This is a genomic window from Sphingobacterium sp. Lzh-3 (assembly GCF_046764375.1).
In the GTDB taxonomy this organism is placed as follows: Bacteria; Bacteroidota; Bacteroidia; order Sphingobacteriales; family Sphingobacteriaceae; genus Sphingobacterium.
In genome coordinates this window covers 2,033,218-2,055,595 of record NZ_CP177226.1, presented here as the reverse complement: position 1 = coordinate 2,055,595, position 22,378 = coordinate 2,033,218, and the positions used below count along the sequence as shown (strand labels likewise).

The window sequence follows — 22,378 nt, the reverse complement described above, 5'->3', positions numbered from 1 at the left end:
AAATAACAACAGAATGGTAATAAAAGTACAATTTTAAACTTTAAAATTGCACTTATTTGCAAATATGCAACCTGATCCTTTTAGATCCTATCTGAAGCACAACAGTGACTCAAAGAATTAGGTAGAAATCTGATCCTGGAAAATTTCATTTCACATAGTTTTTTTATTAAGTTTGGGTATGCTAATAAGTCAATTTCTTTCAAATGCGGATTTCAGTATTCAAAATGCTGATTCAATACAACAAGCGCTAGAAAAGCTGCAAGATTTGCTTTGTAAAGAATTAGTCGTTTTAAATGGTAACGACTATATTGGCCTGGTTAATGAAACCATCTTATTGGATGCGGAGGATGAAGATGCTCCCCTTTCTTCCCTAAAAATAAATACCGCTCCGACCCAATTGAAGTTCAATCAACATCCCTACGATGCGCTGGTGATGATGACCGTATATAACAGCACAATTGTTCCTATTTTGGATCAGGATAATAAGTATATCGGCGTGTGTACGCAATTAGATATTTTAAAGGCAATCAGTTTGATTCAATCGCAAAATGAATCGGGTGCCATTATTGTCCTCGCCATCGGACTGCACGATTTTTCCTTGTCGCAAATTGCCCATCTCGTGGAAAGTGATAATTGTAGAATTCTCAATTGCGCAACCAAAATAAATTTGGAAAGTGACAATATTGAAGTTACGCTGAAAATAGACAAATCAAATATTAATGCATTGCTCAATTCATTTCTGAGACACAACTATTTAATTCTGGAAACCCACAATACCATCGCAGCCTTCGATGACACTGCCGACCGCTATCAACAGCTTATGAATTACATCAACATTTAATTAGAATTAGTTTTTTTCTCATCTTTGCCCCATTAAAATCGAAAACAATATGAGAATCGCAATATATGGAAGAGAGTTTCAGCCCTCTGTTATAACACATGTGAAACACTTATTTGAATATCTTGTGGCTAAAAATATTGAAATTTGGGTATATGATCCATTTCATAAATTTCTGATCACACAGTTTGAATGTGACTTTAACTTTTCAACGTACAATTCCTATCAAGAAATTAAAGATCATATTGACATTATGTTGAGTCTGGGCGGAGATGGAACCATGTTATCTGCTGTTTCCCTGATTAAAGATTCCGGAATTCCAATTGCGGGGATAAACTTTGGACGCCTCGGTTTTTTAGCTTCCATCAATAAAAATGATTTTGAGGACGCCATCGACGATATACTGAACCAACGTTTTACGATACAGAAGCGCGTGTTGCTCTCTGTTGAATCTGAACAGGTTAATTTGTTTCAGGGCAACCATTACGCACTAAACGATATTACCGTATTTCGTTATGACAGCTCGGCCATGATTACTGTCAATGCACGCATCAATGGCGAACTGCTGAATTCATACTGGGCGGATGGACTGATTATCGCGACACCTACCGGATCCACAGCTTATTCATTGAGTTGCGGCGGACCTATTATTATGCCGGAAAGTGGCAATTTTGTCATTACCCCCATCTCTCCGCACAACCTCAATGTGAGACCCATTGTCATCTCAAATCAGTTTACCCTTGAATTGGAAATAGAGAGTAGAAGTAATCAGTACATCCTTAGCTGTGATTCCAAAAACGAGTCCATTGATACATCTGTAAAATTAACCATTAAACAGGCTCCATTTACGATTAATCTCATTAGGCTCCCCCATGAAAGCTTTTTCAGCACACTGCGGGAAAAATTACTTTGGGGCATTGATGTCAGAAACTACTAGTCCATTCCTAGCTTTCCCAAGCTTGCGTTGTATAAAAAAAGCCCAAAATCTGATGGATCAAAATATTTCAAACAATCTTTCTACATATTGTACTTCTGAATTTCCAATTAAAAATCGATATTTGGAAGAAATATAGGAAGATGAAATAAGAATATCCCTATTAACAGGCAATAATTAATCAATGAAAAGTACGTTAAACAAACAATCATCATTGATAGCAATACAGAAAACCAAAAATAGGTTTTGAAACGCCGAAATAGCATTTACGGCTAAGGTGTTAATTTTATTGAAAACAGCAAAAATGAGTTTTTTAGATCAGATAGATAATATTAAGCTGCCACAGCATATCGCCATTATCATGGATGGCAATGGCCGCTGGGCAAAACAGAAAGGGAAACTTCGTGTATTTGGGCATCAAAATGGTGTAAAAGCAGTACGAGAAGCATTAGAAGGGTGTGTAAAAGCCAATATTAAATTTCTGACACTTTATGCATTTTCTGCAGAAAACTGGAATCGACCTAAACTTGAGGTGATGGCACTGATGGAACTATTGGTTACTTCCCTTAAAAAAGAAATCAAAACTTTTCAGGAGAATGGCGTCCGCTTGAATGTTATTGGTGATATCACCAAATTACCCTCCAATGCACAAAGAAAGCTGCAGGAGACCATTGAAGCAACGAAAGAAAATACACACTGTACATTGACATTAGCTTTGAGCTACAGTTCCCGACAAGAAATTGTGGACGCCGCTCGTAATCTAGCCCAACAAGTAAAAGACGGAAAACTCAATGCAGACGAAATTAACGATGAATTATTCGCTGCAAACCTCTATACACAAAACCTACCCGATCCTGACCTTCTGATACGTACCAGCGGAGAATTGAGAATAAGCAACTTTCTGCTTTGGCAAATTGCCTATTCAGAATTATGCTTCCTAGATAAGATGTGGCCCGAGTTTACGAAAGAAGATTTATTTAAATCCATCGTCGATTACCAGCAACGCGAAAGAAGGTTTGGAAAAACAAGTGAACAGTTGTAAAGATTTTATTAAATTTGACCACTGATTTGAAAAAAAAACAAGCTGGTTAAAATTTTCTTAATTAACAAAAATTAACAAACGATTGGTGTACTTTAGCGCCAATAATTATAGATAAATGAAGCGTATACTACCCGTAATACTATTTTTTGGCCTCTCATCAATGCAGCTTGTCTACGGACAGGACAAAGGTGCGTTCAATTTAAATGACCCAGAAAAAATCAGCTATCTCAATCCTAAAAACTATGTAATTAGTGCTATTGATATAACTGGAACACAATTTTTAGATAAAAATGTATTAATTACGATCTCTAAATTGTCGGTAGGTCAATATTTGGAAGTTCCAAGTGAGGCGACTGCAAAAGTAGTGAAGGATATGATGGCTCAAGGCCTCTTTGATGATGTCGAATTATGGGCAGATAAAATTGAAGGTGAAAATATATTTTTGACCATCCGTGTAGTAGAACGTCCTCGTTTAACTCGTATTGACATCAATGGTTTAAGCAAAAGTCAAACCGAAGAAGTTCGCAAACGTTTAAATAGTAACACTGGTAAGATTGTCAACGAAAACTTGATGAACACCACACGTGCTACAATCCAACGGTTCTTAAAAGAAAAAGCTTTTTTATATCCGGAGATCACCTTAAAAACAGTGAAAGACTCGGCGCAGGCTAATAATGAAATACTTATTGCCGACGTGGATAAAAAACATAAGGTAAGAGTCAAAAAAATGACTTTTACAGGGAATGAGCATTTCTCTCAGAAAGATTTGAGAAAAATGGCCAAGCCAATCAAACAAAAAATGTGGTACCGTATATTTGGCCCAGGAAAGTTCAAGGAAGAAAAATACAAAGAGGGTAAAGAAAACCTGATCAAAAAAATGGCTGCCAAAGGTTATCGTGATGCGACGATCTTAAAAGATACCGTTATTCGTGAGGGTGAAAAAAATGTACTGGTCAACTTTGACATCTATGAAGGACCTAAATATTATGTAGGTAATATTGTATGGACAGGTAATGCCAAATATTCTGACACTTTGCTGAATAAAATTTTAGGTATCAAACATGGCGATGTTTTTTCGGAAGAGAAATTAACAGCAAAATTAATGGGACCTACAAAAAATAGTGATGACATTTCCTCGATCTATATGAACGATGGTTACCTTACTTTCTCCGTAGACCCCGAACAAACGCGTATTTATAACGATACCATTGATTTGAATTTACGCGTTTACGAAGGTGCTCAGTATACTATCAACAACGTTATTGTGAAAGGTAATGACGTTACCAACGACCGTGTTGTATTACGTTCTATTTATACAAAACCAGGTCAAAAATTCTCCAAAGAGCAAATTATGCGCAGTGTACGTGAAATTGCCCAGTTGGGAAATTTTGATGAACAAAAAACAAACCCTGTACCGACAAATTTAAATTATGCGGATGGTACAGTGGACATTGTTTATAATGTCACTGAAAAACCTTCGGATCAGGTAGAGCTTTCTGGTGGTTATGGAGCAGGTCAGATCATCGGTACATTAGGTTTAACATTCAACAACTTCTCTACCAGCAATTTCTTTGACAAAAGTTCCTGGAAACCGTTGCCACGTGGAGATGGACAGAAACTGAGTGTCCGTGGTCAAACTTCGGGTAAACGCTATCAATCCTATAGCTTCTCCTTTTCAGAACCTTGGTTGGGCGGAAAAAAACCAATTTACTTTGGTCTGAGTGCTTATACGTCGAGTTCATCGTATGGTGGATTTAATTACTATACCGGAGAGCAAATTGTAAAGGATTCCGAGTTGAATCGTATCTGGATGACCGGTATTACCGCAACTTTAGGTAAACGCCTACAATGGCCAGACAACTGGTTCCAGGCAAATACATCCTTATCATTCCAGCGTTATAAGCTACAGAACTATGGAAATTACTTCCTATTCGATAATGGTACAGCCTATAACATCAACTTGACTCAGGAGTTTAGCCGTAACTCGATCGATGCGCCGATCTACCCTACTTCGGGTTCAAACATCAAATTCTCGGTGCAATTGACGCCTCCATATTCATTGTTCAACAACATTGATTATAAAAATGGTTCGGCTCAGGAACGCTACCGTTGGACAGAATACCACAAATGGAAATTTGATTCGCAATGGTATGCCAAAATTGTTGGTAAACTTGTGTTCAAAGCACAAGCTCAATTTGGTTTCTTGGGTAAATACTCCAGCAAAACTGAAATATCAACGTTCGAGCGTTTCAAAGTCGGTGGGGATGGTATGCAAGGGTTTGATTACTTACAGGGATCTGAAATTGTCGCATTACGTGGTTATGCAAATGGTGTGATCATTCCTGAGGGAACACAAAATGTGAATGTGGCGCGAAACTCAGGTAGTCCAATCTACACCAAATATCAAATGGAACTACGTCACCCGGTAATGTTAAATGATCAGGCGACGGTATATGTATTGGCTTTCGCTGAAGCTGCAAATACCTGGAACAAGTTCACAGAATACAATCCATTTAAAGTACGTCGTTCTGCCGGTGTTGGTGCCCGTATTTTCTTACCTATCTTCGGTATGCTAGGCATAGATTATGGACATGCATTCGACCCTATCCCAGGTTTACCAAGCAGTACATGGAAACAAAACTTTACATTTAGTATCATGCAAAATATGGGCGGATTCTAATTTTTCTTGTCCCCTACTAGTTTGACATAAAAGTATAAAAAAGCTATCGCAAGAAATTGCAGATAGCTTTTTTTATTTTGAGACTATCCACCCGTAAATTATCCATTTTCATTCATTTACATCCGAGCGGATTAAATGTGAAATCACCCGAAATATCTTATAAATTTTCTTATATTGAGTGCGATTATGATCACGAAAAAAGAAAGCCATAGACAACACTCGGCGAACTTGTATTGGAGCATTCTTCAACAAGTTAAATAGTGTTAAACCGGAGAAATATCTGCTAGATTGCTTCTTTTTTCTTATTTTTGAGCCGTAAATTTACGTAGAGCGCTTTTCTCGAATTAAACTTTTGGGATTATCCGAAGTCATAAGGTAAATTAGTGTTAAATAATAAAAAGTATAGTCTATAAAAACTCACAGGAAATATGAAAAAAATATTGTTAGTTATAGCTTTTGTAGTCGTTAGTGCTACAGCGACATTTGCCCAACAACTTGCATATGCTGATTCAGAATATATCCTAAAACATATTCCTGAATATACGACTGCGCAGAAACAGTTAGATGATTTGTCTAAGCAATGGCAGGAAGAGGTGGATCAGAAGTATGCGGAGATCGAGAAGCTATATCAGGCTTATCAAAAGGACCAGGTTTTATTAAATGAAGATATGCGTCGTCGTCGTGAGGATGAAATCGTGACAAGGGAAAAAGAAGTTAAAGATTATCAGAAACAAAAGTTTGGATTTGAGGGTGACCTTTTTAAAAGACGCGCTCAATTAATGAAACCAATCCAAGATCGTGTAGCAAAAGCAATCCAAGACGTTGCATCTGCACAGGGAATTGATTTCATTATGGACAAGGGTAATGAGTCAACTTTTCTCTATGCCAATCCAAAATTGAATAAAAGTAATGATGTCATTACAAAATTAGGATATAAACCTAATCCGAGTCTTGCAAACTAAGCGGGAGTTTATTATCATTGTGGACACAAATAGTAATAGTAGTAATTAATTAGAAAACTAAAAGATTGCCATAAAGATGGCTCATTAGATTAAAATGAAAAGCATGAAAAATTTATTAAAGGGTGCGGTTGCTTTAGTGGCAGTATTTTTCTCAACTCAATTCGCAAATGCGCAGCAAAAAATTGGTCATATCAATTTTGCTGAAATTATTCAGTCTACAGCTGAATTTAAAGCAGCTGAAGGACAGTTGAAAACATTGAGCGATGGTAAAACCAAAGAAATTCAAGATATGGTTACCATCTATCAAACAAAACAAAAAGATGCAAACGATAAATTGCGTAACAGAAGTGAAGCAAATAAAGAAACTGTTGATCCAGAAATCAACAAAATAGGTCAAGAATTACAAGATATCCAAGCGCGTATTCAAACAGCACAACAAGCTGCTCAAGAAGACTTAAACAAAAAAGAAGAAGAATTAATTGCACCTATACACAGAAAAGTTGGTGAAGCTGTAAATGCTGTTTCTAAAGAAAAAGGCATGGCTTATGTATTTGATATTTCAAGCACAAATATTCCTTATTTCCAAGGTGGAGAAGACTTAACTGCTGCAGTAAAAACGAAATTAGGTATTTCAGCTACAGCTACTCCTGCTGCTCCAGCAAGAAAATAAGCTAGTATACAAGGCAATAAAAAAGGGATTATCGATAGCGATAATCCCTTTTTTATTGCCTATCTATTTTCCCAATGGCAAGTGAATCGCAATCAGCGTACAGCGCCGACAGCACCAAATACGCTCCGGTTCTACAGCCAAAAGAATAAGGTAAACTCAAAAGCTTATCGAATCAGTCAAATTATAGTGTAAATAAAAATCTGCTGCTTGATTTTCTTGCATTTACCAGCTAAATTGTAGATATTGGTTCGGAAAACAAACATATCTACCCTAATGAAAACTTCATGGTCCCAAATTTGTTCATTAACTGACGAATATAAGGTACCTAAGAACGCTTCGTCGTTAAAATGATTTTATTCGCATGAAAAAGAAAGTTATTGAGGATAATCCTAAAAAAGAAAGAAAGGTAACTTCCGGTCCTATTCGCGACAAGGAACGCACCAAGGCGCGAATGATCGCTGCTGTCGGAAAGGTAATTCAGAAAAAAGGATACCATGCATTGAATGGGCCTAATATTGCTTTGGAATGTGGACTGAACAAAGCATTAATATGGAATTATTTTGGCGGTCTCGATCAACTGGTAGAAGCTTACCTGACACAAAAAGATTTTTGGCAAATCGGAGACAAAGGTGTATTGGAGCAAATGATCACAAATCCGGGTTCCATCAGTATCTCCTTGATAGAAGAATTGCTTAAATCTCAATTTAATACCTTTTTGAAGGATAAAACGAAGCAAAAAGTCATTCATTGGGGCCTAGGCGAAAAGACGAAAGCGCTTAAAAATATAGCCGACAGAAGAGAATTGCTCGGCGAAGAACTATTTAAACATGTCGATTCAAAATTCGAAAACTCCGAAAACGACCTTAGAGCGACGTTGGCGATCCTAGTCAGTTCAATTTATTATTTGAGCCTTCAGGCAAAGTCCACGGGCAGTACCTTTTGCGGTATTGATGTAAACACCGAAGCGGGAAAAGAACGGATTCAGAAAACGATGCGTAAAATATTAGAACAGACATTTTCTGATGTTGAGCTGTAGTCTACTCAGATACAACTAGAGAAAACGTCCAAAAAGAAACAATTTCTTCTTGGACGTTTTTCATTACAGCCTTTATTCGCCATTATTACGGCCTATATGTGCCGTTAAAAATTTCCAATAAATTATCATCTTAGGTCTTCATTTATAATTTATTTTTACTATGTTAGCATAACAAAATAATATAGTATATTTGTTTATAACCAAGATCCAAGCATATGATAGGTCAACTAATATTTGCGGTTTGTTTCGCTGTAGCATTGTTTCTTTTCAGCAAAAATGCACAACAGATATATCGGAATATCAAGCTGGGCAGGCCGGCAGATCGTTCAGACAAACCTGCGGAGCGTTGGAAAATGATGCTCCTCGTCGCCTTTGGACAAAAGAAAATGTTCAAGCGAATTTTCCCCGCAGTCCTGCATTTATTTGTATACCTCGGATTTGTCATCATCAACATTGAAATGTTGGAAATTGTCATAGACGGGCTTTTTGGCACACATCGCATCTTTTCATTTCTAGGAAGTTTTTATAATTTTTTGATTGGTGCATTTGAATGGCTTGCTCTTGGTGTACTGGTATCCTGTGTTATCTTTTTAATTCGAAGAAATATTGCTAAAGTAGCTCGATTAAATAGTGTAGAATTGAAACATTGGCCAAAGACGGATGCTAATATTATTTTAATCACAGAGATTCTTTTAATGTCAGCTTTCCTGCTGATGAACGCTTCTGATCTTAAATTACAACTCTATGGCTTTGCACATTTTAAATCGGTAGGTTCCTTTCCTGTAAGCCACTATCTTCTTCCATACCTTCCAACTTCGACGGAGGCCTTATTTTTAATCGAGCGTTCCTGTTGGTGGTTTCATATCCTAGGTGTACTTGCTTTCTTGAACTACCTCCCCTATTCTAAGCATCTTCATATTATTTTGGCTTTTCCGAACACTTATTTTTCTAATCTGAACGCGAAAGGCAAACTATCGAATATGCCGGCTGTGACCAACGAGGTAAAGGCAATGCTTGATCCGAGTTTCAATCCACCTGCAGCAGATGCGAATGCGCGCTTTGGAGCCAAAGACGTCCAGGATTTAACCTGGAAGAGCCTATTGGATGCATATACCTGTACTGAATGTGGACGTTGTACATCCTCTTGCCCCGCAAATATAACGGGAAAGCTGCTGTCCCCACGAAAAATCATGATGGATACACGGGATCGACTCACTGAAGTCGGTACGAATATCAAAACAAATGGAAGCTTTCAGGATGACGGAAAATCTCTCATTGACACGTACATCAGTCGAGAAGAGTTGTGGGCCTGCACAAGCTGTAATGCATGTGTAGAACAATGCCCGGTTAATATTAATCCTTTGGATATTATTATTGAGCTACGCCGCTTTGCTGTTATGGAAGAATCACAAGCTCCTGCGAGTATTAACAATATGTTTGGAAATATTGAGAACAATGGCGCCCCATGGAAATATGCACAATTGGACCGCGCTAATTGGACTCAACAACAATAGTTTTATGATGGAAAATGAATTAAAAGTTCCCACAGTTGCAGAACTGTTGGCCAAAGGAGAAACTCCTGATATACTATTTTGGGTGGGTTGTGCAGGGAGTTTTGACGAACGTGCACAGAAAATTACGCGCGATATCTGCAGAATATTACAACATGTCGGTTTAAAATATGCCATCTTAGGTACAGAAGAAAGTTGTACGGGTGATCCTGCCAAAAGAAGTGGAAACGAATTCCTATTTCAAATGCAGGCCATGATGAACATCGAAGTACTCAATGGCTACGAAATCAAAAAAATAGTAACAGCTTGTCCACACTGTTTCAATACATTGAAAAATGAGTATCCAGCCCTAGGTGGCAACTATGAGGTCATTCATCATACACAATTGATCCAAAACCTGATCGATGAAGGAAAATTAAAACCAGCGGATAACAACGTATTCAAAGGAAAGAAGATAACGTATCATGATCCCTGTTATCTTGGTCGTGCAAATGAGGTCTATGAGGCACCGAGAAAAGTATTGGAAAGCTTGGATGCCCAGTTGATCGAACTGAAGCGTTGTAAGAGCAATGGACTTTGCTGCGGTGCTGGGGGCGGACAAATGTTCAAAGAACCAGAGCCTGGAGCAAAAGACATTAACATCGAACGTATCGAAGAAGTCATCGATGCACAGCCTCAAGTTGTCGCTGCAGCATGTCCTTTCTGTATGACGATGTTAAAAGATGGCGTGAAGATTAAGGAAAAAGAATCAGAGATAGAAGTACTCGATATTGCCGAAATCACTGCTCGGGCAAATCAGTTGTAAAAAGCATTATTGTACGACATAAAAGAGGCCCGATCATACGATCGGGCCTTTTTGTGTAAGGAGAAGAATATCTCCTGTCCACGTGTAAATTAGGGAATCCCAAAGCCGGTTAAAATATAGGGGATTCCCCCGAATCGAAGATCAGCGTTGAATTTATGCTGACCAAACGACTCTAACATCTAGCCATAACAAAGGTACCACCTCTACTTCAATTGATTGTTGTTCATTTCTTCCAAAATGTTGTTCAAAAATTATTTATTGAAAAAAAAATGATATTTATTTCTACCCATTCAACTATATAACAAACCTAAAAGCATCTTTCTAGTCGGCATAGATAGCACGTTCTTTATTTCATAAGTGGTCATTCGATCGCTCATTACAATAGATTTATAATTCTGTCTGCCTTTTCCTTGCCGTAAAGTCGATAAATCACTTCTACAACACGTTGTTTGTGTATAAGCATAATTGATCCCTTTTAATGGTTTTAACGATGAGCCATCTACCGCGGTTCCTGTTGGAGGAAGATAACTTTGATCGTGGAGAGTATAGAATGAGATATTTGGATCCACAGAATAGCTTAGCCCCAAACTTGGCGTTAAGTCCGTTCATATAGGCTTGGGTAGAAAAAATCGCGTAGCTGTTTGAATCATAGACCAGATGACGATCAAGAATATCTTTATCTTTCTTATTCGCTGCATTTACCCAAAACAACTTTCCATCATATCCACTACGGATATAGGCTAACTTGGCAGTCAAAAGCCAATTGTCTTCCAATCGATTCTGAAGGGTAAGAAAAGCATTATGATCATTTCCTACAACTGGGCGAGCGATAAGAATGCTATTAGTCAGGAATAAGAGCGGGTTTAAGATAGCATAAGAATTACTGAAGTCCTAAATTTCATTCTTCTCAATCCATTTTGGAACCAGTGGTGCTTCATATTGTTGCATCTTCTCGATCAGCTCTTCAATCCTATCAGCGACCAATAACATTGCTCGATTTTCCTGCTTAAGTAGCCCCTCTTCGACCATGTGATCAATAAATTGAATTAGATGATTATAATATCCATTGATGTTTAATAAGCCAACTGGCTTTTTATGTAAACCCAATTGAGCCCATGTAATCATTTCAAAAAGTTCTTCCAAGGTACCAAAACCGCCCGGCAGAGCAATAACCCCTTCGGCGTAATCGCTCATAATTCGTTTACGATCATGCATGGTATCTACAGTAATCAGCTTGGTTACACCCCTATGCTCTCTTTCTTTCGAATTCAAAAAATCGGGAATCACACCTATTACTTCACCTCCGTGTGCAAGAGCTCCATTCGCAACAGCCCCCATTAGGCCAACCCTTCCGCCACCATAAACCAAACGGATACCATATTCAGCCAAAACCTTTCCCACATAGGAGGCTTGCTCTTCATACACGGCCGAATTTCCTAAACTGGAAGCACAAAAAATAACAATACTTTTAACTTTATTCATATACAAGTATAGCTAAAAATAAACGGATCAACTCTTTTTTATTGCTATCCTATCAGCCAGCCAAGGTTTTATGCTCCTAAACACAAAAAAAAACAACACGCTAATTATCAGACAAATAAAATCTAAATCTATTCATTATTTTCTCTCATAAATATAAATGTAAAAAAAACACTTAAAATAAATAACACATTTAATATCTTTGATTTACCGATCTTTTTCATACATAACGGCTAACCAGACAAGCTCATCAGATCTTGTTAATAACAAATGATAATTTCAGTCCATATGATCTTTAAAAACAAATTTTTGCACAGTGCTCTCTTAAGCTTATTTAGTCTAGCGCTATCTGCTCAAACAACTCCTCAATTAAATTATTTCGATTTAAGCGAGGTAAGGTTATTACCTGGTATTTTTAAACATGCTGAAGATCTGGACATCAATTATTTATTGGAAATGGACCCGGACCGATTGCTGGCTCCATTTTTACGCGAAGCCAATTTACCACTTAAAAAAGACTCATATACCAATTGGGAAAATACAGGATTAGATGGTCATATCGGAGGTCATTATCTCTCAGCGCTTGCTCATATGTATGCCGCCACCGGAGACCTACGCATCAAGGAACGCCTAGACTATATGCTCAGCAACTTGAAACGTTGTCAGGATGCAAACGGAAATGGATACATTGGCGGAGTACCTGGGGGTAAAATTATTTGGACAGAGATTCAACAAGGCCGGATCAACGCCGGTAGCTTTAACTTGAATGGAAAATGGGTACCGCTATATAATATACACAAAACGTATGCTGGCCTGCGAGATGCCTACTTGTTGACAGGCAATGAATCTGCGAAAGACATGCTTATTCAGATGACTGATTGGGCGCTTAAGTTGGTTGGTCAACTTTCCGAAGCTCAAATACAGGAGATGTTACGAAGTGAACACGGTGGACTGAACGAAACATTTGCTGATGTCGCTGCAATTACCCAAAATCAGACTTATCTCGAGCTGGCTCGTAAATTCAGTCATCAATCCATACTTGAGCCCTTATTAGCACATCAAGACAATTTAACAGGATTGCACGCAAATACACAAATTCCAAAAGTTCTCGGTTTTAAACGCATCGCCGACCTTTCCCACAACGAAAAATGGGCTGAGGCTGTTCGGTACTTTTGGGATAATGTTGTCGAACATCGCTCGATTGCTATTGGTGGAAATAGTGTGAGTGAGCATTTTAACCCAACAGACGATTTTTCAAAAATGTTATACAGCATTGAGGGACCTGAAACCTGCAATACGTACAATATGTTACGGCTCACAAAAATGCTCTACCAAACCGATCCGCAAGGAAAATACCTCGATTTTTATGAACGTGCTCTTTATAACCACATCTTATCGACACAACATCCCGAACATGGTGGATTAGTTTATTTCACACAAATCCGTCCGGGGCATTATCGCGTTTATTCACAAACACAGACAAGTATGTGGTGCTGCGTTGGATCAGGGATGGAAAACCACGCCAAATATGGTGAAATGATCTATGCAAAACGCAACAATGACTTATTCGTCAATTTGTTTATTCCTTCACGCTTGGATTGGAAAGCGAAAAACACCGAAGTCATTCAAGAAACGAGCTTTCCGAAAGAAGCTAACACAAGCATTCAAATCAACCCAAAAAAACCGACTTCATTCAGCTTGTTTATTCGTAAACCCAACTGGCTGACCGCAGCTCCCCATGTATTGATCAATGGAAAGCCCTACCACAATTTCAGTTCAACAAATGAGCATATCCAAATCAAACGTACATGGCGAAAGGGTGATATCGTCAGTCTTGAATTGCCTATGGGGATACATACTGAGCAGTTGCCTGATAAAAGCAATTATTATAGTATTTTATATGGACCTCTTGTTTTGGGTGCCCGTACTGGACAGGAAGATCTTTTGGGACTTCAAGCCGATGACAGCCGAATGGGGCACATTGCATCGGGAAAACAAATCCCTTTAAGTGATCTCCCAATTCTTAAAGCTGAGCCGAACAATATTCCGGCACTTGTAAAACCAATAGCATCAAAGCCCTTACACTTTACGCTCTCAGACCTTTATTTGGGAAAAAAAGGTATTCAAATGGAACTAGAACCCTTTTTCGGTATTCATGATTCCCGTTATATGATTTATTGGCCTCAAGCAACAGAAAAGGAATTACAGGCGCTACAGGAAAAAATGAGCGCCGACGAAACGGAAAGCTTAGCGCTAGCTGCCAAAACAGTCGATAAGGTCGTCGCTGGAGAGCAACAGCCTGAATCAGATCACTTTTTTCGCGAGCAAAATAGCAATGCTGGGGCATTCGGCGATACACACTGGCGCGATACAAAAGACTGGTTTAGTTATGTGATGAAAATAACGCCAGAGACCCAACTGATAGCAATCAAATTGCTGGCAGACAACTCATCAAGGGTAACAGAGGTTATGGTCGATGGTAAAACCATCAGCACACTGGAAGACAAGGATGAGAAGTCAACCATTAAAACAATACGTATACAGCTTCCCAGTGATGGTACAGGTAAAACCAAAATAGAACTAAAAATTAAGGCCGGGGCAGGATCTACAAGCCACAAGATCCTAGAAATCCGAACTCTTCGTCCTGACTAATGGATCTATAAAGTAAACTCCATTAGTCAGGAGTCATTTCCTTCGCCTGGAGTAATTCAATTGATCAACACTGGGGCAGGATCTACAAGCCACAAGATCCTAGAAGTTCGAACACTTCGTCCTGACTAATGGAAGCTTTGAGAAAGTTTCCACTAGTCACAAGTGATTCACTTAGTCTTGATAACTGAATTAATCAAGAACAATTCAGTTAGTCAGAAGAGCGCAGTTGTTTTATTTTCCGATTAAAACAACTGCGCCATCCGGTTGTAATGTCAATTTGATGGTCTTTGTTTTGGAAAGTCGAATTTGTTTCTGTTTTGATTCCCGGGCGATATTATCGTCGATTAGTTGGACCGCATCCGTACTCAACATGGGCAAATTCACCGATACAATCTTTTCTTTGCCCTCGGCATTTATACCCGCTACATACCATGTATCGCCCTTTCTCCGGGCAAGTATGACATATTTACCAGGATAACCATCAATAAAAATTGTTTCGTCCCAAGTTGTAGGTACCTGTTTCATAAAATCAATCACATGGGTTGGCATTTCCTGTAAATTATTGGGTGTCAATCCAAAATTTTGCACTGGAGTCTGAAATAAAATCGCTGTTGCCAATTGAAATGTTTCTGTCGTTTTGCGAATAGTACCACCGTTATTCTCACGGTTATGACGTTTGTTCAGCAAAACTGGACCAAAATCCATTGCCGCCACGGCATTGCGAATAAATGGATGTAAAGTCGCATTAAAGGCCTCCGTATCATTTGCATGTTGTGTGAAAATCAAGTTTTCGGAGGCCAATACAGCTTCGCTACCCACGAAATTCGGATACATACGCTCCCAACCCCGCGGTAAAGTACATCCATGAAATATAACTGTTAATCCATAATCATTTGCGTCCGAAAGAATATCTTCGTAAAGCTTAAGTGTTTCCTGTTTATCACCTCCAAAAAAATCAACTTTGATTCCTTTAATGCCTACACCCTGCATCCATTGCATCTCGGCTTTACGTGCGATCGAAGTATTCATTTTATTTTTTGGTGTTTGTGGTGCGTCATTCCAGAATCCGTTCGAATTGTACCACAAGCAAATACCTACGCCCCGCTCCTTTCCATAAGCCACCAATTGTTCAATTTTTTCATGGCCGATCTTAGTATCCCACCAATTGTCGATCAATACAAATTCATAACCCATTGAAGCTGACAGATCAATAAACTTCTTTTGGTCTTCAAAATTAATACTGCCATCTTGCCATTCTAACCAGCTCCATGTCGATCGTCCGAATTCATATTTCTTCGACGCCGGATATTGCGGCTCAACAACATCAAAAGGAATGGTCGTCTCCACAATGGGTTTTAGACTGCTTCCGATAGTCAGTGTGCGCCAAGGTGTATAACCGGGTAATGACATTGTGGGCGCGGCACGTCCAATGCCATTGTTCTCCCCTTCTTCCGGGAAAGCAATACTATAAAGACCATCCTTGGTACCTTCGCTTAACTTGGATGCACAATAAGCACTTGATACACCAGTTTCCGAAACAAGTACCCATCCACGATCCCCAACACGAAAGAGCGCAGGAAAAGTATATCCAACACCATACTTCGAAGGTACCCCTAAGACCTGATCTGCCTGATATTCCTCTTCATAACTTGGCTTTGTTTTCATCCAGCCTATCATCGGGGAAGCTTGGGCCGTTAAAAATGTTGTTGTAATGAGTGGAAATTTAAAACCACTCTCCTCCTTTATTAAGGCAAAGTTCGCCGGCTCGCCCGCCTGAGGCACATAATATCGGAAGGCTATATTGTTGTTGCTAACGCGGAAAGTAACCTCAACCTGTTGCTTTGAAGCATTCTCCAACAAATAACGCAATTCATTCGCTTTATACGCTACCTGACTACGCTTGATTTTTGATTCGTTATAATTAGTCAAAATTTCAGCTCTTTTTTCTGCTATTGGATGCAAATTATCACTTAAATTTATCGTCTTACTTTGGAGCCCAAGCGGAGAAGCTTCCAGCATCGTTTTCCCTTCCAGTTCAACCTCATAAAATAGATTGCCGTTTTTCAGATCCAAATTAACGGTCAAAGTTCCATCAGGACTAGATACCGATGTCTGCTGCGCCACAGCAATTGTACCCAATAAAGACATGATACATACCAGAACATAAGGTTTTAATAGTAAACGTCTAAAATAGCGCGTATAATTGTGATTTAACATAGATTAATTCAAATAGTAGGTTAGTTTTTCTGTTAAAGATAAGGTTTTATTTTAATAAATGTATAAAAAACACTTATTAAACAATACGCCCCTTATCCAACAATTGATACCACTATCTAAGGAATAATTGCCTTCTGATCAGGGAGGCAGCCTCCCCGCCTTTTCTTGCCTTATGGAAAGATATAGAAAACAAAAATGTGTTATAATTGTAAAGAAGTAGTGACATTTATTTTTACGAATTTAACACGTATTAAACTATGAATCTAATTATGAACATGATAGCAATTGCAAGTATAGCAACGGCTTCCTTAGCTCCATCGTCAGCTAAATCACGATTATTGCTCGAGCAAAAGAACCAAAACATTGCGCTGATATTAAAAAAACAGAGCTTAAAACGTAATTATGTGGGAACCGACTCGCTATTACAATACTTTAACCAAACAACTGCTGACCTTGAAAAGCAGGTTGCGGGGTTAAGCGAAGCGCAGCTCCAATTTAAACCAGCGCCTGACAAATGGTCTATCAGTCAATGCCTTGAACATATCATTCGTTCAGAAAGAATGATATTTGACATGGCAAAAAAAGGTCTGGATCAAGATCCACAACCTGAAAGGCGGAAAGAGATCAAGATGACCGACGACAATCTCAAGAATGCACTCACAGACAGGAGTCACAAATATCAGGCACCCAAGGAACTCCAGCCGGAGGGAATTTATAAAAATGTGAAAACGGCACTCGCTGATTTCAATGCCGCGCGTCAGCCAGTACTTGATTATATCAAAAAAGCTGATGCAGAAGATCTTAGAAATCATGTCAGCGACTCCCCTACCGGCCCTATTGATGGTTATCAAGCCCTGATGTTTATCGCTGCACATTGTGCACGTCATACCAAACAGATCGCTGAAATAAAAGCCGATCCCAATTTTCCAAAACAATAGAAAGATGAAGAAATTGACCTATCAAATTAAGATTGATGCTCCTGTGTCGCGAGTTTTTAAAACAATGCTCGATAAAGAAACGTACAAACAATGGACCAGTGCGTTCAATCCGAGTTCTGATTTCGAAGGCGTTTGGGAAAAGGGACAAAGAATTCATTTTACCGGCGTCAATGAAAATGGTGAAAAAGGCGGGATGGTAGCAGAGATTGCTGAATATATTCCAAATTCATATGTATCTATTCGCCACCTTGGCATCTTAGATAAGGGCCAGGAAATTTTATCCGGACCAACTGTTGAAGATTGGGCAGGAGCGTTAGAAAACTATACTTTTTCAGACATCGGTGGACATACTGAATTGCAAGTAGATGTCGATACAAACGACGAGTACATCGATTATTTTAATGAAGCTTGGCCGGCGGCCTTGCAGCTTTTAAAAGACTTGAGTGAAACTAATAAGTTAAATTAGGGGCTTAATGATTAAGCCTCCTCAGACTGTTCAAAAACATATTGACTCAATAAAAAAGGGGATCTAAAAATCCCCTTTCTTATGTTTTTGCTTTATCCACTTAAGCAAACTTCATAAAGTCAACTGTCTTAAAATATGTCTTTTATATTTTAGTATTAGTTTACTTTCTTTTTGAAGTGAATATCAAAAATATTGTAATACTTTAACGTACTATAATCCTTGAGACTCATGAAGTCATAGGTAAGTGGATAATTAAAGATGTTTTCCGTCTGACTCACATAAAGAAGCATATCGCGGAGTGCCGTCCCAATGGCCTGGGCTCCTTTTGGATACTGAATAAAACTATTCTTTCCGCCACCACGATAGTAGATCAGCAGATTACTACAATCCAGAACTTTGGTATCTATATCATCCAGTGCTTTCTTTTCCAGTATTTTGTCTATGGCTGTATTGAGCCTTGCCCGTGTTGAATCAGTTTCTCCCATCAAAATCATATGAGTACCATACGTCACCGAAGCAAGTACATAGGGAGAATAGCCGGCTTTGGTCAAAACCGCAACCTCCGATTCGGGGTAGGCGTCAAAATATTCCGTGTGATCAACATAAATAGTTAGCCTATTGAGATTGCCTATCCGAAGGGTACTATTGGGTTTACTGATCGTCGTGGAATCGGCATGTCTTACAAGGGATAAGGCCTTCTTTACATCCTTCGAATTACCAAGAAATCCCTGTATTTCGGCATAATCTTCAAAAGTGCTGGAGGAGAAATTCATGCTGCTTGCCTGTTTCGATTTTTCAAACTTATTGGCATAAGCAAGGCCATTCGCATAGCTGGGTTCAAAAAAACCCATATCTACGGAGAAATCGTTATAAGATAAAAAATGAAATTTAACTTTTTTTGCTTTTGCTTCCAGGCTTTCTAGCCGCGGACCATCAAGGGTATCTTTGAGGCTCCAAAGTCCGCCCAGAAAAACCTTTTCATCAATATAGTCATCAGCGAACAGTTTATTCATCTGAAACTCTACTTTTCGAATTTCATACTTATCTGGCGGAACAGTTGGTTTATTTTTGGTTGTATCCGTGGGGACCACTTCCGGGGGCTCTATCGTTGGCTCGATGGGATCTTTTGTACAACTTAGCCATACCAGTGAGCTAAGAAGAAGTAAAAAATATCTAGTGTGCATATTAAAGTTCTTCGGTTTCAAATTTCGTTATCATCAAAAAGAGGGCTATTCGCACTTTTTTATCCGATAAATTAAATACAATAAGCTAAGATAATGTTTTTTTACATCAATCCAACACATTACACCTCTTATGGAAATTTTTATAATTTAAATCACCTTTTCAAACTCCACACTATACATTTCTATTAGCGTTTGGAATCAGAACACAATCAAAAGATTGAGCTTTATGACCTATAAAAAGGTAGCTTCAGCGAGATAAAAAAGACAAGAATGTAATGCAACACAAATAAAAAAGCGGAGCTTATACTCCGCTTAAATTTATTCCTTTATAATACGGAAGAACTACCGGAATTCATAAAGCTAGCTCAAATCAACCAGTTATCCGCGCCATATTAAACACCCCAAAATGCTCTACACGCTTTGAAAAACGATCCACAACCACCATTTGTATAGGTCTCGGAAGTATGCGTGCCTACCAATTGCGCGGTATCATAATCGTAAAAGCTCAACACAAAAATACAATGTGTCAATTGACCTTCGCTTTCTTTGATCTCTTCGGTGACCTTCACGAAAGTGTTTGTTTTGGGAAGACGATAAGTAGTTGTTTTAGCATTGACATTTTCTTTCGGTGCCTTTTCAGTTGTCTTTGCAGAAGCAGCAGTAGATAGCAGAGCGACCGCGATCAGGCTCATCATTAGTTTTTTCATTGTTTTTAGATTTTTTTGTTAAATCATAGCATACTTTTTCGGTATGTTTTCATCCTATGGAAGTAAAAATAAAAACAGATTTAACTAATTTTTTGGTTATTTATTATTCGTAATCTTTCACTCATTATCCGTGGCTGTTAGCTTATTATTCGCGAAAAACATTTTATGTGAAACAGCTTCTTATACAATTAGATCCCTCTGATTTCAAACCAATTTCAATGAAAAACAAGAGACATGGTATTGACTTAGCAGACATCCAAAACGACCGGGATTTGAGTTTTGTTGCTCAGAAGACTAACCAACATAAATTAGCGAGAACTATTAGTTATGACCTGATCTACTAAACTACACTGCCTTAACTAGGTAACCATACTAGAACTATACAGAAAGTAGAAATTTTCAACAGATTTATAGCACTATTCTTCTACATTTTTCCTTGACCTATTTTCTTACACTAGGTTTGCGTAAAAAGTGCTATATCTGTACTTTATATGTAAGATATAGTCCGGAAAAAATAAACCTATTTTTTCCGGACTTAAACGCTGGCAAAAGGCCATACGAACGCAGTGTACTTCATATTTTTAATGGCTTGCAGATATTGATCTACATTTTCCAAAAGCGGATTATTTTCTGCTATTTTTACCACTTTTGGTTCTTCATAAAAATAAAAGAATCGCTCCGGAACAAATTGTACTGGGGGAACTTGATAGTATTTAATTTAATCATACTAGGGTATTGGTAGTTTCGCGGCAAGACAGCGTAAGACAACAGTTGAAATAAAGGCAGACCATCAAATAATTATTAATGAAAATGTTAAGAAGGCTTCCACGGATAATTGTATCAGCCTAAAAGATCCAGAACTGATTTCATGGTTAAAGCATAAAAATTCGACATTTATTGATTTTTCATCCTTAACCATTATTTTGTTGATTTTATTGTTCATAAACCTATATTTGATAAGATCGTTCGTACACAATCTGAAATCAAAAAGAGCTGATAGATTCATTTGCTAACATGCGCCCATGCCGCACCAACAGAGGGATCTCAACTTGAGGAGCTTATTTTTTATTTGATAGGGAGAGTCGGTTAACCAGCCTTCCAATAAATTTTAATAGGAACCTGGACTGATAATGAATTTTGAAAGACGCTCCTCCTAATGGACTAAGGTTACTAGGACTTGGTTTTAGCCCCGAAGCGTCACAAAAAATGCAACTATTAGGCGTTTTTAGTCTGTCTAGAACTAATTTAATAAATTTGACCACTAACCCTCAAAATTGGAAGATAATAGGGCAAGCTGGATTAAATATTATTCGTTTACATAAAAATGCCATTGAAGAATACTATAATAAATATTTATGTCTTTTTTATTTTATATTGTTATTATCACGTTAATCCTATATTCAAAAGGGAAAATGCCAGTAAGGCAATCGAAAAAAGAGCAGTATAATACTTGGGTTATTGAACACGGTCATACTGTTTTTAAATATGCAGTTAGACTACTGATAATTTATACTATTGTTTTAATTTTCATGAAGATCAATTTATAGCCTAAAATAGATTTAAAGATTCTTTTAATATTTTTGAAGTTTTTTCTAAAATTAAAGGGCGCCAATTTGTATACTTTATCTGTTTTCTTGGTATAATTTTAACAAAATCGCTATCATATCTAAAAAGATATTTTTTCTTTGAGTTATGATGAGACATCTTAATGAAATGTCCCCAATAGGATGGATATCCTTTATATATATTTACCTGTAAATAGATATCGTTCGCCTGATTATTATCATCTAAATCCAGCTGAATTAGGGACTCCCTTTTTATTAAACTATCCAGCAAAAAAGAAATAAGGAAAACAAAAAGAAAAAACAGAAAATACATCAGGGGATTGAAATCAATGTTAATAGTTGTAACATTATTAACAAAGGATACGATTGCCGAGCCTCCTAATAACACCAACGTGAAGAGCAAGGAAATATTTTGAATAATTTTTATCCAAATAAACCAATAAGGCTTTATTATTATCAAATTTATCATATGCCTTGGATGTGATATATATTTTTGTTCATAAAAAAAGGAGACAACTATTAACTAGTGTCTCCTTAAGTGCCCAGGAGCAGATTCGAACTGCCACGCCCATGCGAGCGCCACCCCCTCAAGATGGTGCGTCTACCAATTTCGCCACCTGGGCTCATATTCACCTTTGGTATCACAAAAATAAAGATTTTTCGCTCTTTTACAAGTCGAAAATCGCTTTTTA

General features: G+C 38.0%; 18 protein-coding genes and 1 tRNA gene. 13 read left to right on the top strand and 6 right to left on the bottom strand.

Features of this window, described 5'->3' with window-relative positions:
- The first annotated feature begins 178 nt into the window (after nucleotides 1–178).
- The 9 genes from ACLCDV_RS08440 to ACLCDV_RS08400 all read left to right on the top strand — a co-directional run bounded on the left by ACLCDV_RS08440 (nucleotide 179) and on the right by ACLCDV_RS08400 (nucleotide 10,478).
- Nucleotides 179–841 carry a CBS domain-containing protein gene (locus ACLCDV_RS08440; protein ID WP_317667670.1) on the top strand — a complete coding sequence of 221 codons (663 nt, stop codon included), beginning with the start codon at nucleotides 179–181 and terminating at the stop codon, nucleotides 839–841.
- A gap of 49 nt (nucleotides 842–890) precedes the next feature.
- The gene (locus tag ACLCDV_RS08435) at nucleotides 891–1,775 is read left to right on the top strand and encodes an NAD kinase (RefSeq protein WP_411973423.1); all 885 of its coding nucleotides are present in this window, start codon (nucleotides 891–893) and stop codon (nucleotides 1,773–1,775) included.
- A gap of 301 nt (nucleotides 1,776–2,076) precedes the next feature.
- Nucleotides 2,077–2,814, top strand: coding sequence for an isoprenyl transferase (locus ACLCDV_RS08430; RefSeq protein ID WP_317667672.1), 738 nt, complete (start codon nucleotides 2,077–2,079; stop codon nucleotides 2,812–2,814).
- A gap of 115 nt (nucleotides 2,815–2,929) precedes the next feature.
- Entirely contained in the window at nucleotides 2,930–5,494 is a 2,565-nt protein-coding gene (bamA, locus tag ACLCDV_RS08425) for an outer membrane protein assembly factor BamA (protein ID WP_317667673.1), read from the top strand.
- Between the two features lie 428 nt (nucleotides 5,495–5,922).
- Nucleotides 5,923–6,456 (top strand): OmpH family outer membrane protein, encoded by a 534-nt coding sequence (locus ACLCDV_RS08420; protein WP_317667674.1) that lies wholly within the window; start codon nucleotides 5,923–5,925, stop codon nucleotides 6,454–6,456.
- A 103-nt stretch (nucleotides 6,457–6,559) separates the two neighbouring features.
- Nucleotides 6,560–7,126 carry an OmpH family outer membrane protein gene (locus ACLCDV_RS08415; RefSeq protein ID WP_317667675.1) on the top strand — a complete coding sequence of 189 codons (567 nt, stop codon included), beginning with the start codon at nucleotides 6,560–6,562 and terminating at the stop codon, nucleotides 7,124–7,126.
- Nucleotides 7,127–7,487: 361 nt separating this feature from the next.
- The gene (locus ACLCDV_RS08410) at nucleotides 7,488–8,162 is read left to right on the top strand and encodes a TetR/AcrR family transcriptional regulator (protein ID WP_070569195.1); all 675 of its coding nucleotides are present in this window, start codon (nucleotides 7,488–7,490) and stop codon (nucleotides 8,160–8,162) included.
- A 215-nt stretch (nucleotides 8,163–8,377) separates the two neighbouring features.
- The gene (locus ACLCDV_RS08405) at nucleotides 8,378–9,676 is read left to right on the top strand and encodes a 4Fe-4S dicluster domain-containing protein (RefSeq protein WP_411973422.1); all 1,299 of its coding nucleotides are present in this window, start codon (nucleotides 8,378–8,380) and stop codon (nucleotides 9,674–9,676) included.
- 7 nt (nucleotides 9,677–9,683) lie between these two features.
- Nucleotides 9,684–10,478, top strand: coding sequence for a (Fe-S)-binding protein (locus ACLCDV_RS08400; protein ID WP_411973933.1), 795 nt, complete (start codon nucleotides 9,684–9,686; stop codon nucleotides 10,476–10,478).
- Nucleotides 10,479–10,913: 435 nt separating this feature from the next.
- On the opposite strand, the gene ACLCDV_RS08395 is transcribed toward ACLCDV_RS08400, so the two are convergent.
- Together ACLCDV_RS08395 and ACLCDV_RS08390 are read right to left on the bottom strand one after the other, a co-directional pair.
- Nucleotides 10,914–11,252, bottom strand: coding sequence for a hypothetical protein (locus ACLCDV_RS08395; protein ID WP_411973421.1), 339 nt, complete (start codon nucleotides 11,250–11,252; stop codon nucleotides 10,914–10,916).
- Between the two features lie 117 nt (nucleotides 11,253–11,369).
- Nucleotides 11,370–11,960 (bottom strand): TIGR00730 family Rossman fold protein, encoded by a 591-nt coding sequence (locus ACLCDV_RS08390; RefSeq protein WP_411973420.1) that lies wholly within the window; start codon nucleotides 11,958–11,960, stop codon nucleotides 11,370–11,372.
- Nucleotides 11,961–12,245: 285 nt separating this feature from the next.
- Here ACLCDV_RS08390 and ACLCDV_RS08385 point away from each other — a divergent pair, with 285 nt between their 5' ends.
- The gene (locus tag ACLCDV_RS08385; RefSeq protein ID WP_411973419.1) at nucleotides 12,246–14,609 is read left to right on the top strand and encodes a beta-L-arabinofuranosidase domain-containing protein; all 2,364 of its coding nucleotides are present in this window, start codon (nucleotides 12,246–12,248) and stop codon (nucleotides 14,607–14,609) included.
- 231 nt (nucleotides 14,610–14,840) lie between these two features.
- On the opposite strand, the gene ACLCDV_RS08380 is transcribed toward ACLCDV_RS08385, so the two are convergent.
- Nucleotides 14,841–16,826, bottom strand: a complete 1,986-nt coding sequence (locus ACLCDV_RS08380; protein WP_411973418.1) for a glycoside hydrolase family 97 catalytic domain-containing protein — start codon at nucleotides 16,824–16,826, stop codon at nucleotides 14,841–14,843.
- A 269-nt stretch (nucleotides 16,827–17,095) separates the two neighbouring features.
- Here ACLCDV_RS08380 and ACLCDV_RS08375 point away from each other — a divergent pair, with 269 nt between their 5' ends.
- The gene (locus tag ACLCDV_RS08375) at nucleotides 17,096–17,764 is read left to right on the top strand and encodes a DinB family protein (RefSeq protein WP_317667681.1); all 669 of its coding nucleotides are present in this window, start codon (nucleotides 17,096–17,098) and stop codon (nucleotides 17,762–17,764) included.
- Nucleotides 17,765–17,768: 4 nt separating this feature from the next.
- The gene (locus tag ACLCDV_RS08370) at nucleotides 17,769–18,230 is read left to right on the top strand and encodes an SRPBCC domain-containing protein (protein ID WP_317667682.1); all 462 of its coding nucleotides are present in this window, start codon (nucleotides 17,769–17,771) and stop codon (nucleotides 18,228–18,230) included.
- Between the two features lie 155 nt (nucleotides 18,231–18,385).
- Here ACLCDV_RS08370 and ACLCDV_RS08365 read toward each other — a convergent pair whose 3' ends face one another.
- The gene (locus ACLCDV_RS08365) at nucleotides 18,386–19,414 is read right to left on the bottom strand and encodes a hypothetical protein (protein ID WP_411973417.1); all 1,029 of its coding nucleotides are present in this window, start codon (nucleotides 19,412–19,414) and stop codon (nucleotides 18,386–18,388) included.
- Between the two features lie 392 nt (nucleotides 19,415–19,806).
- On the bottom strand, nucleotides 19,807–20,121 hold the full coding sequence (locus ACLCDV_RS08360; RefSeq protein WP_317667684.1) for a hypothetical protein: 315 nt from the start codon (nucleotides 20,119–20,121) through the stop codon (nucleotides 19,807–19,809).
- 218 nt (nucleotides 20,122–20,339) lie between these two features.
- Between ACLCDV_RS08360 and ACLCDV_RS08355 the strand changes: the two genes are divergently transcribed.
- On the top strand, nucleotides 20,340–20,465 hold the full coding sequence (locus ACLCDV_RS08355) for a hypothetical protein (protein ID WP_317667685.1): 126 nt from the start codon (nucleotides 20,340–20,342) through the stop codon (nucleotides 20,463–20,465).
- A gap of 1,760 nt (nucleotides 20,466–22,225) precedes the next feature.
- Here the strand turns inward: ACLCDV_RS08355 and ACLCDV_RS08350 are convergent.
- Nucleotides 22,226–22,309: transfer RNA gene (locus ACLCDV_RS08350), tRNA-Leu, on the bottom strand.
- Nucleotides 22,310–22,378 lie beyond the last annotated feature (69 nt).

Coding starts and splice junctions, on each gene's coding strand:
- ACLCDV_RS08375 (WP_317667681.1), top strand. CDS start 17,096: ATGAACATGATAGCAATTGCAAGTATAGCAACGGCTTCCTTAGCTCCA.
- ACLCDV_RS08365 (WP_411973417.1), bottom strand. CDS start 19,414: ATGCACACTAGATATTTTTTACTTCTTCTTAGCTCACTGGTATGGCTA.
- ACLCDV_RS08385 (WP_411973419.1), top strand. CDS start 12,246: ATGATCTTTAAAAACAAATTTTTGCACAGTGCTCTCTTAAGCTTATTT.
- bamA (WP_317667673.1), top strand. CDS start 2,930: ATGAAGCGTATACTACCCGTAATACTATTTTTTGGCCTCTCATCAATG.
- ACLCDV_RS08420 (WP_317667674.1), top strand. CDS start 5,923: ATGAAAAAAATATTGTTAGTTATAGCTTTTGTAGTCGTTAGTGCTACA.
- ACLCDV_RS08390 (WP_411973420.1), bottom strand. CDS start 11,960: ATGAATAAAGTTAAAAGTATTGTTATTTTTTGTGCTTCCAGTTTAGGA.
- ACLCDV_RS08410 (WP_070569195.1), top strand. CDS start 7,488: ATGAAAAAGAAAGTTATTGAGGATAATCCTAAAAAAGAAAGAAAGGTA.
- ACLCDV_RS08355 (WP_317667685.1), top strand. CDS start 20,340: ATGAAAAACAAGAGACATGGTATTGACTTAGCAGACATCCAAAACGAC.
- ACLCDV_RS08415 (WP_317667675.1), top strand. CDS start 6,560: ATGAAAAATTTATTAAAGGGTGCGGTTGCTTTAGTGGCAGTATTTTTC.
- ACLCDV_RS08435 (WP_411973423.1), top strand. CDS start 891: ATGAGAATCGCAATATATGGAAGAGAGTTTCAGCCCTCTGTTATAACA.
- ACLCDV_RS08400 (WP_411973933.1), top strand. CDS start 9,684: ATGGAAAATGAATTAAAAGTTCCCACAGTTGCAGAACTGTTGGCCAAA.
- ACLCDV_RS08370 (WP_317667682.1), top strand. CDS start 17,769: ATGAAGAAATTGACCTATCAAATTAAGATTGATGCTCCTGTGTCGCGA.
- ACLCDV_RS08430 (WP_317667672.1), top strand. CDS start 2,077: ATGAGTTTTTTAGATCAGATAGATAATATTAAGCTGCCACAGCATATC.
- ACLCDV_RS08440 (WP_317667670.1), top strand. CDS start 179: ATGCTAATAAGTCAATTTCTTTCAAATGCGGATTTCAGTATTCAAAAT.
- ACLCDV_RS08380 (WP_411973418.1), bottom strand. CDS start 16,826: ATGTTAAATCACAATTATACGCGCTATTTTAGACGTTTACTATTAAAA.
- ACLCDV_RS08405 (WP_411973422.1), top strand. CDS start 8,378: ATGATAGGTCAACTAATATTTGCGGTTTGTTTCGCTGTAGCATTGTTT.
- ACLCDV_RS08360 (WP_317667684.1), bottom strand. CDS start 20,121: ATGAAAAAACTAATGATGAGCCTGATCGCGGTCGCTCTGCTATCTACT.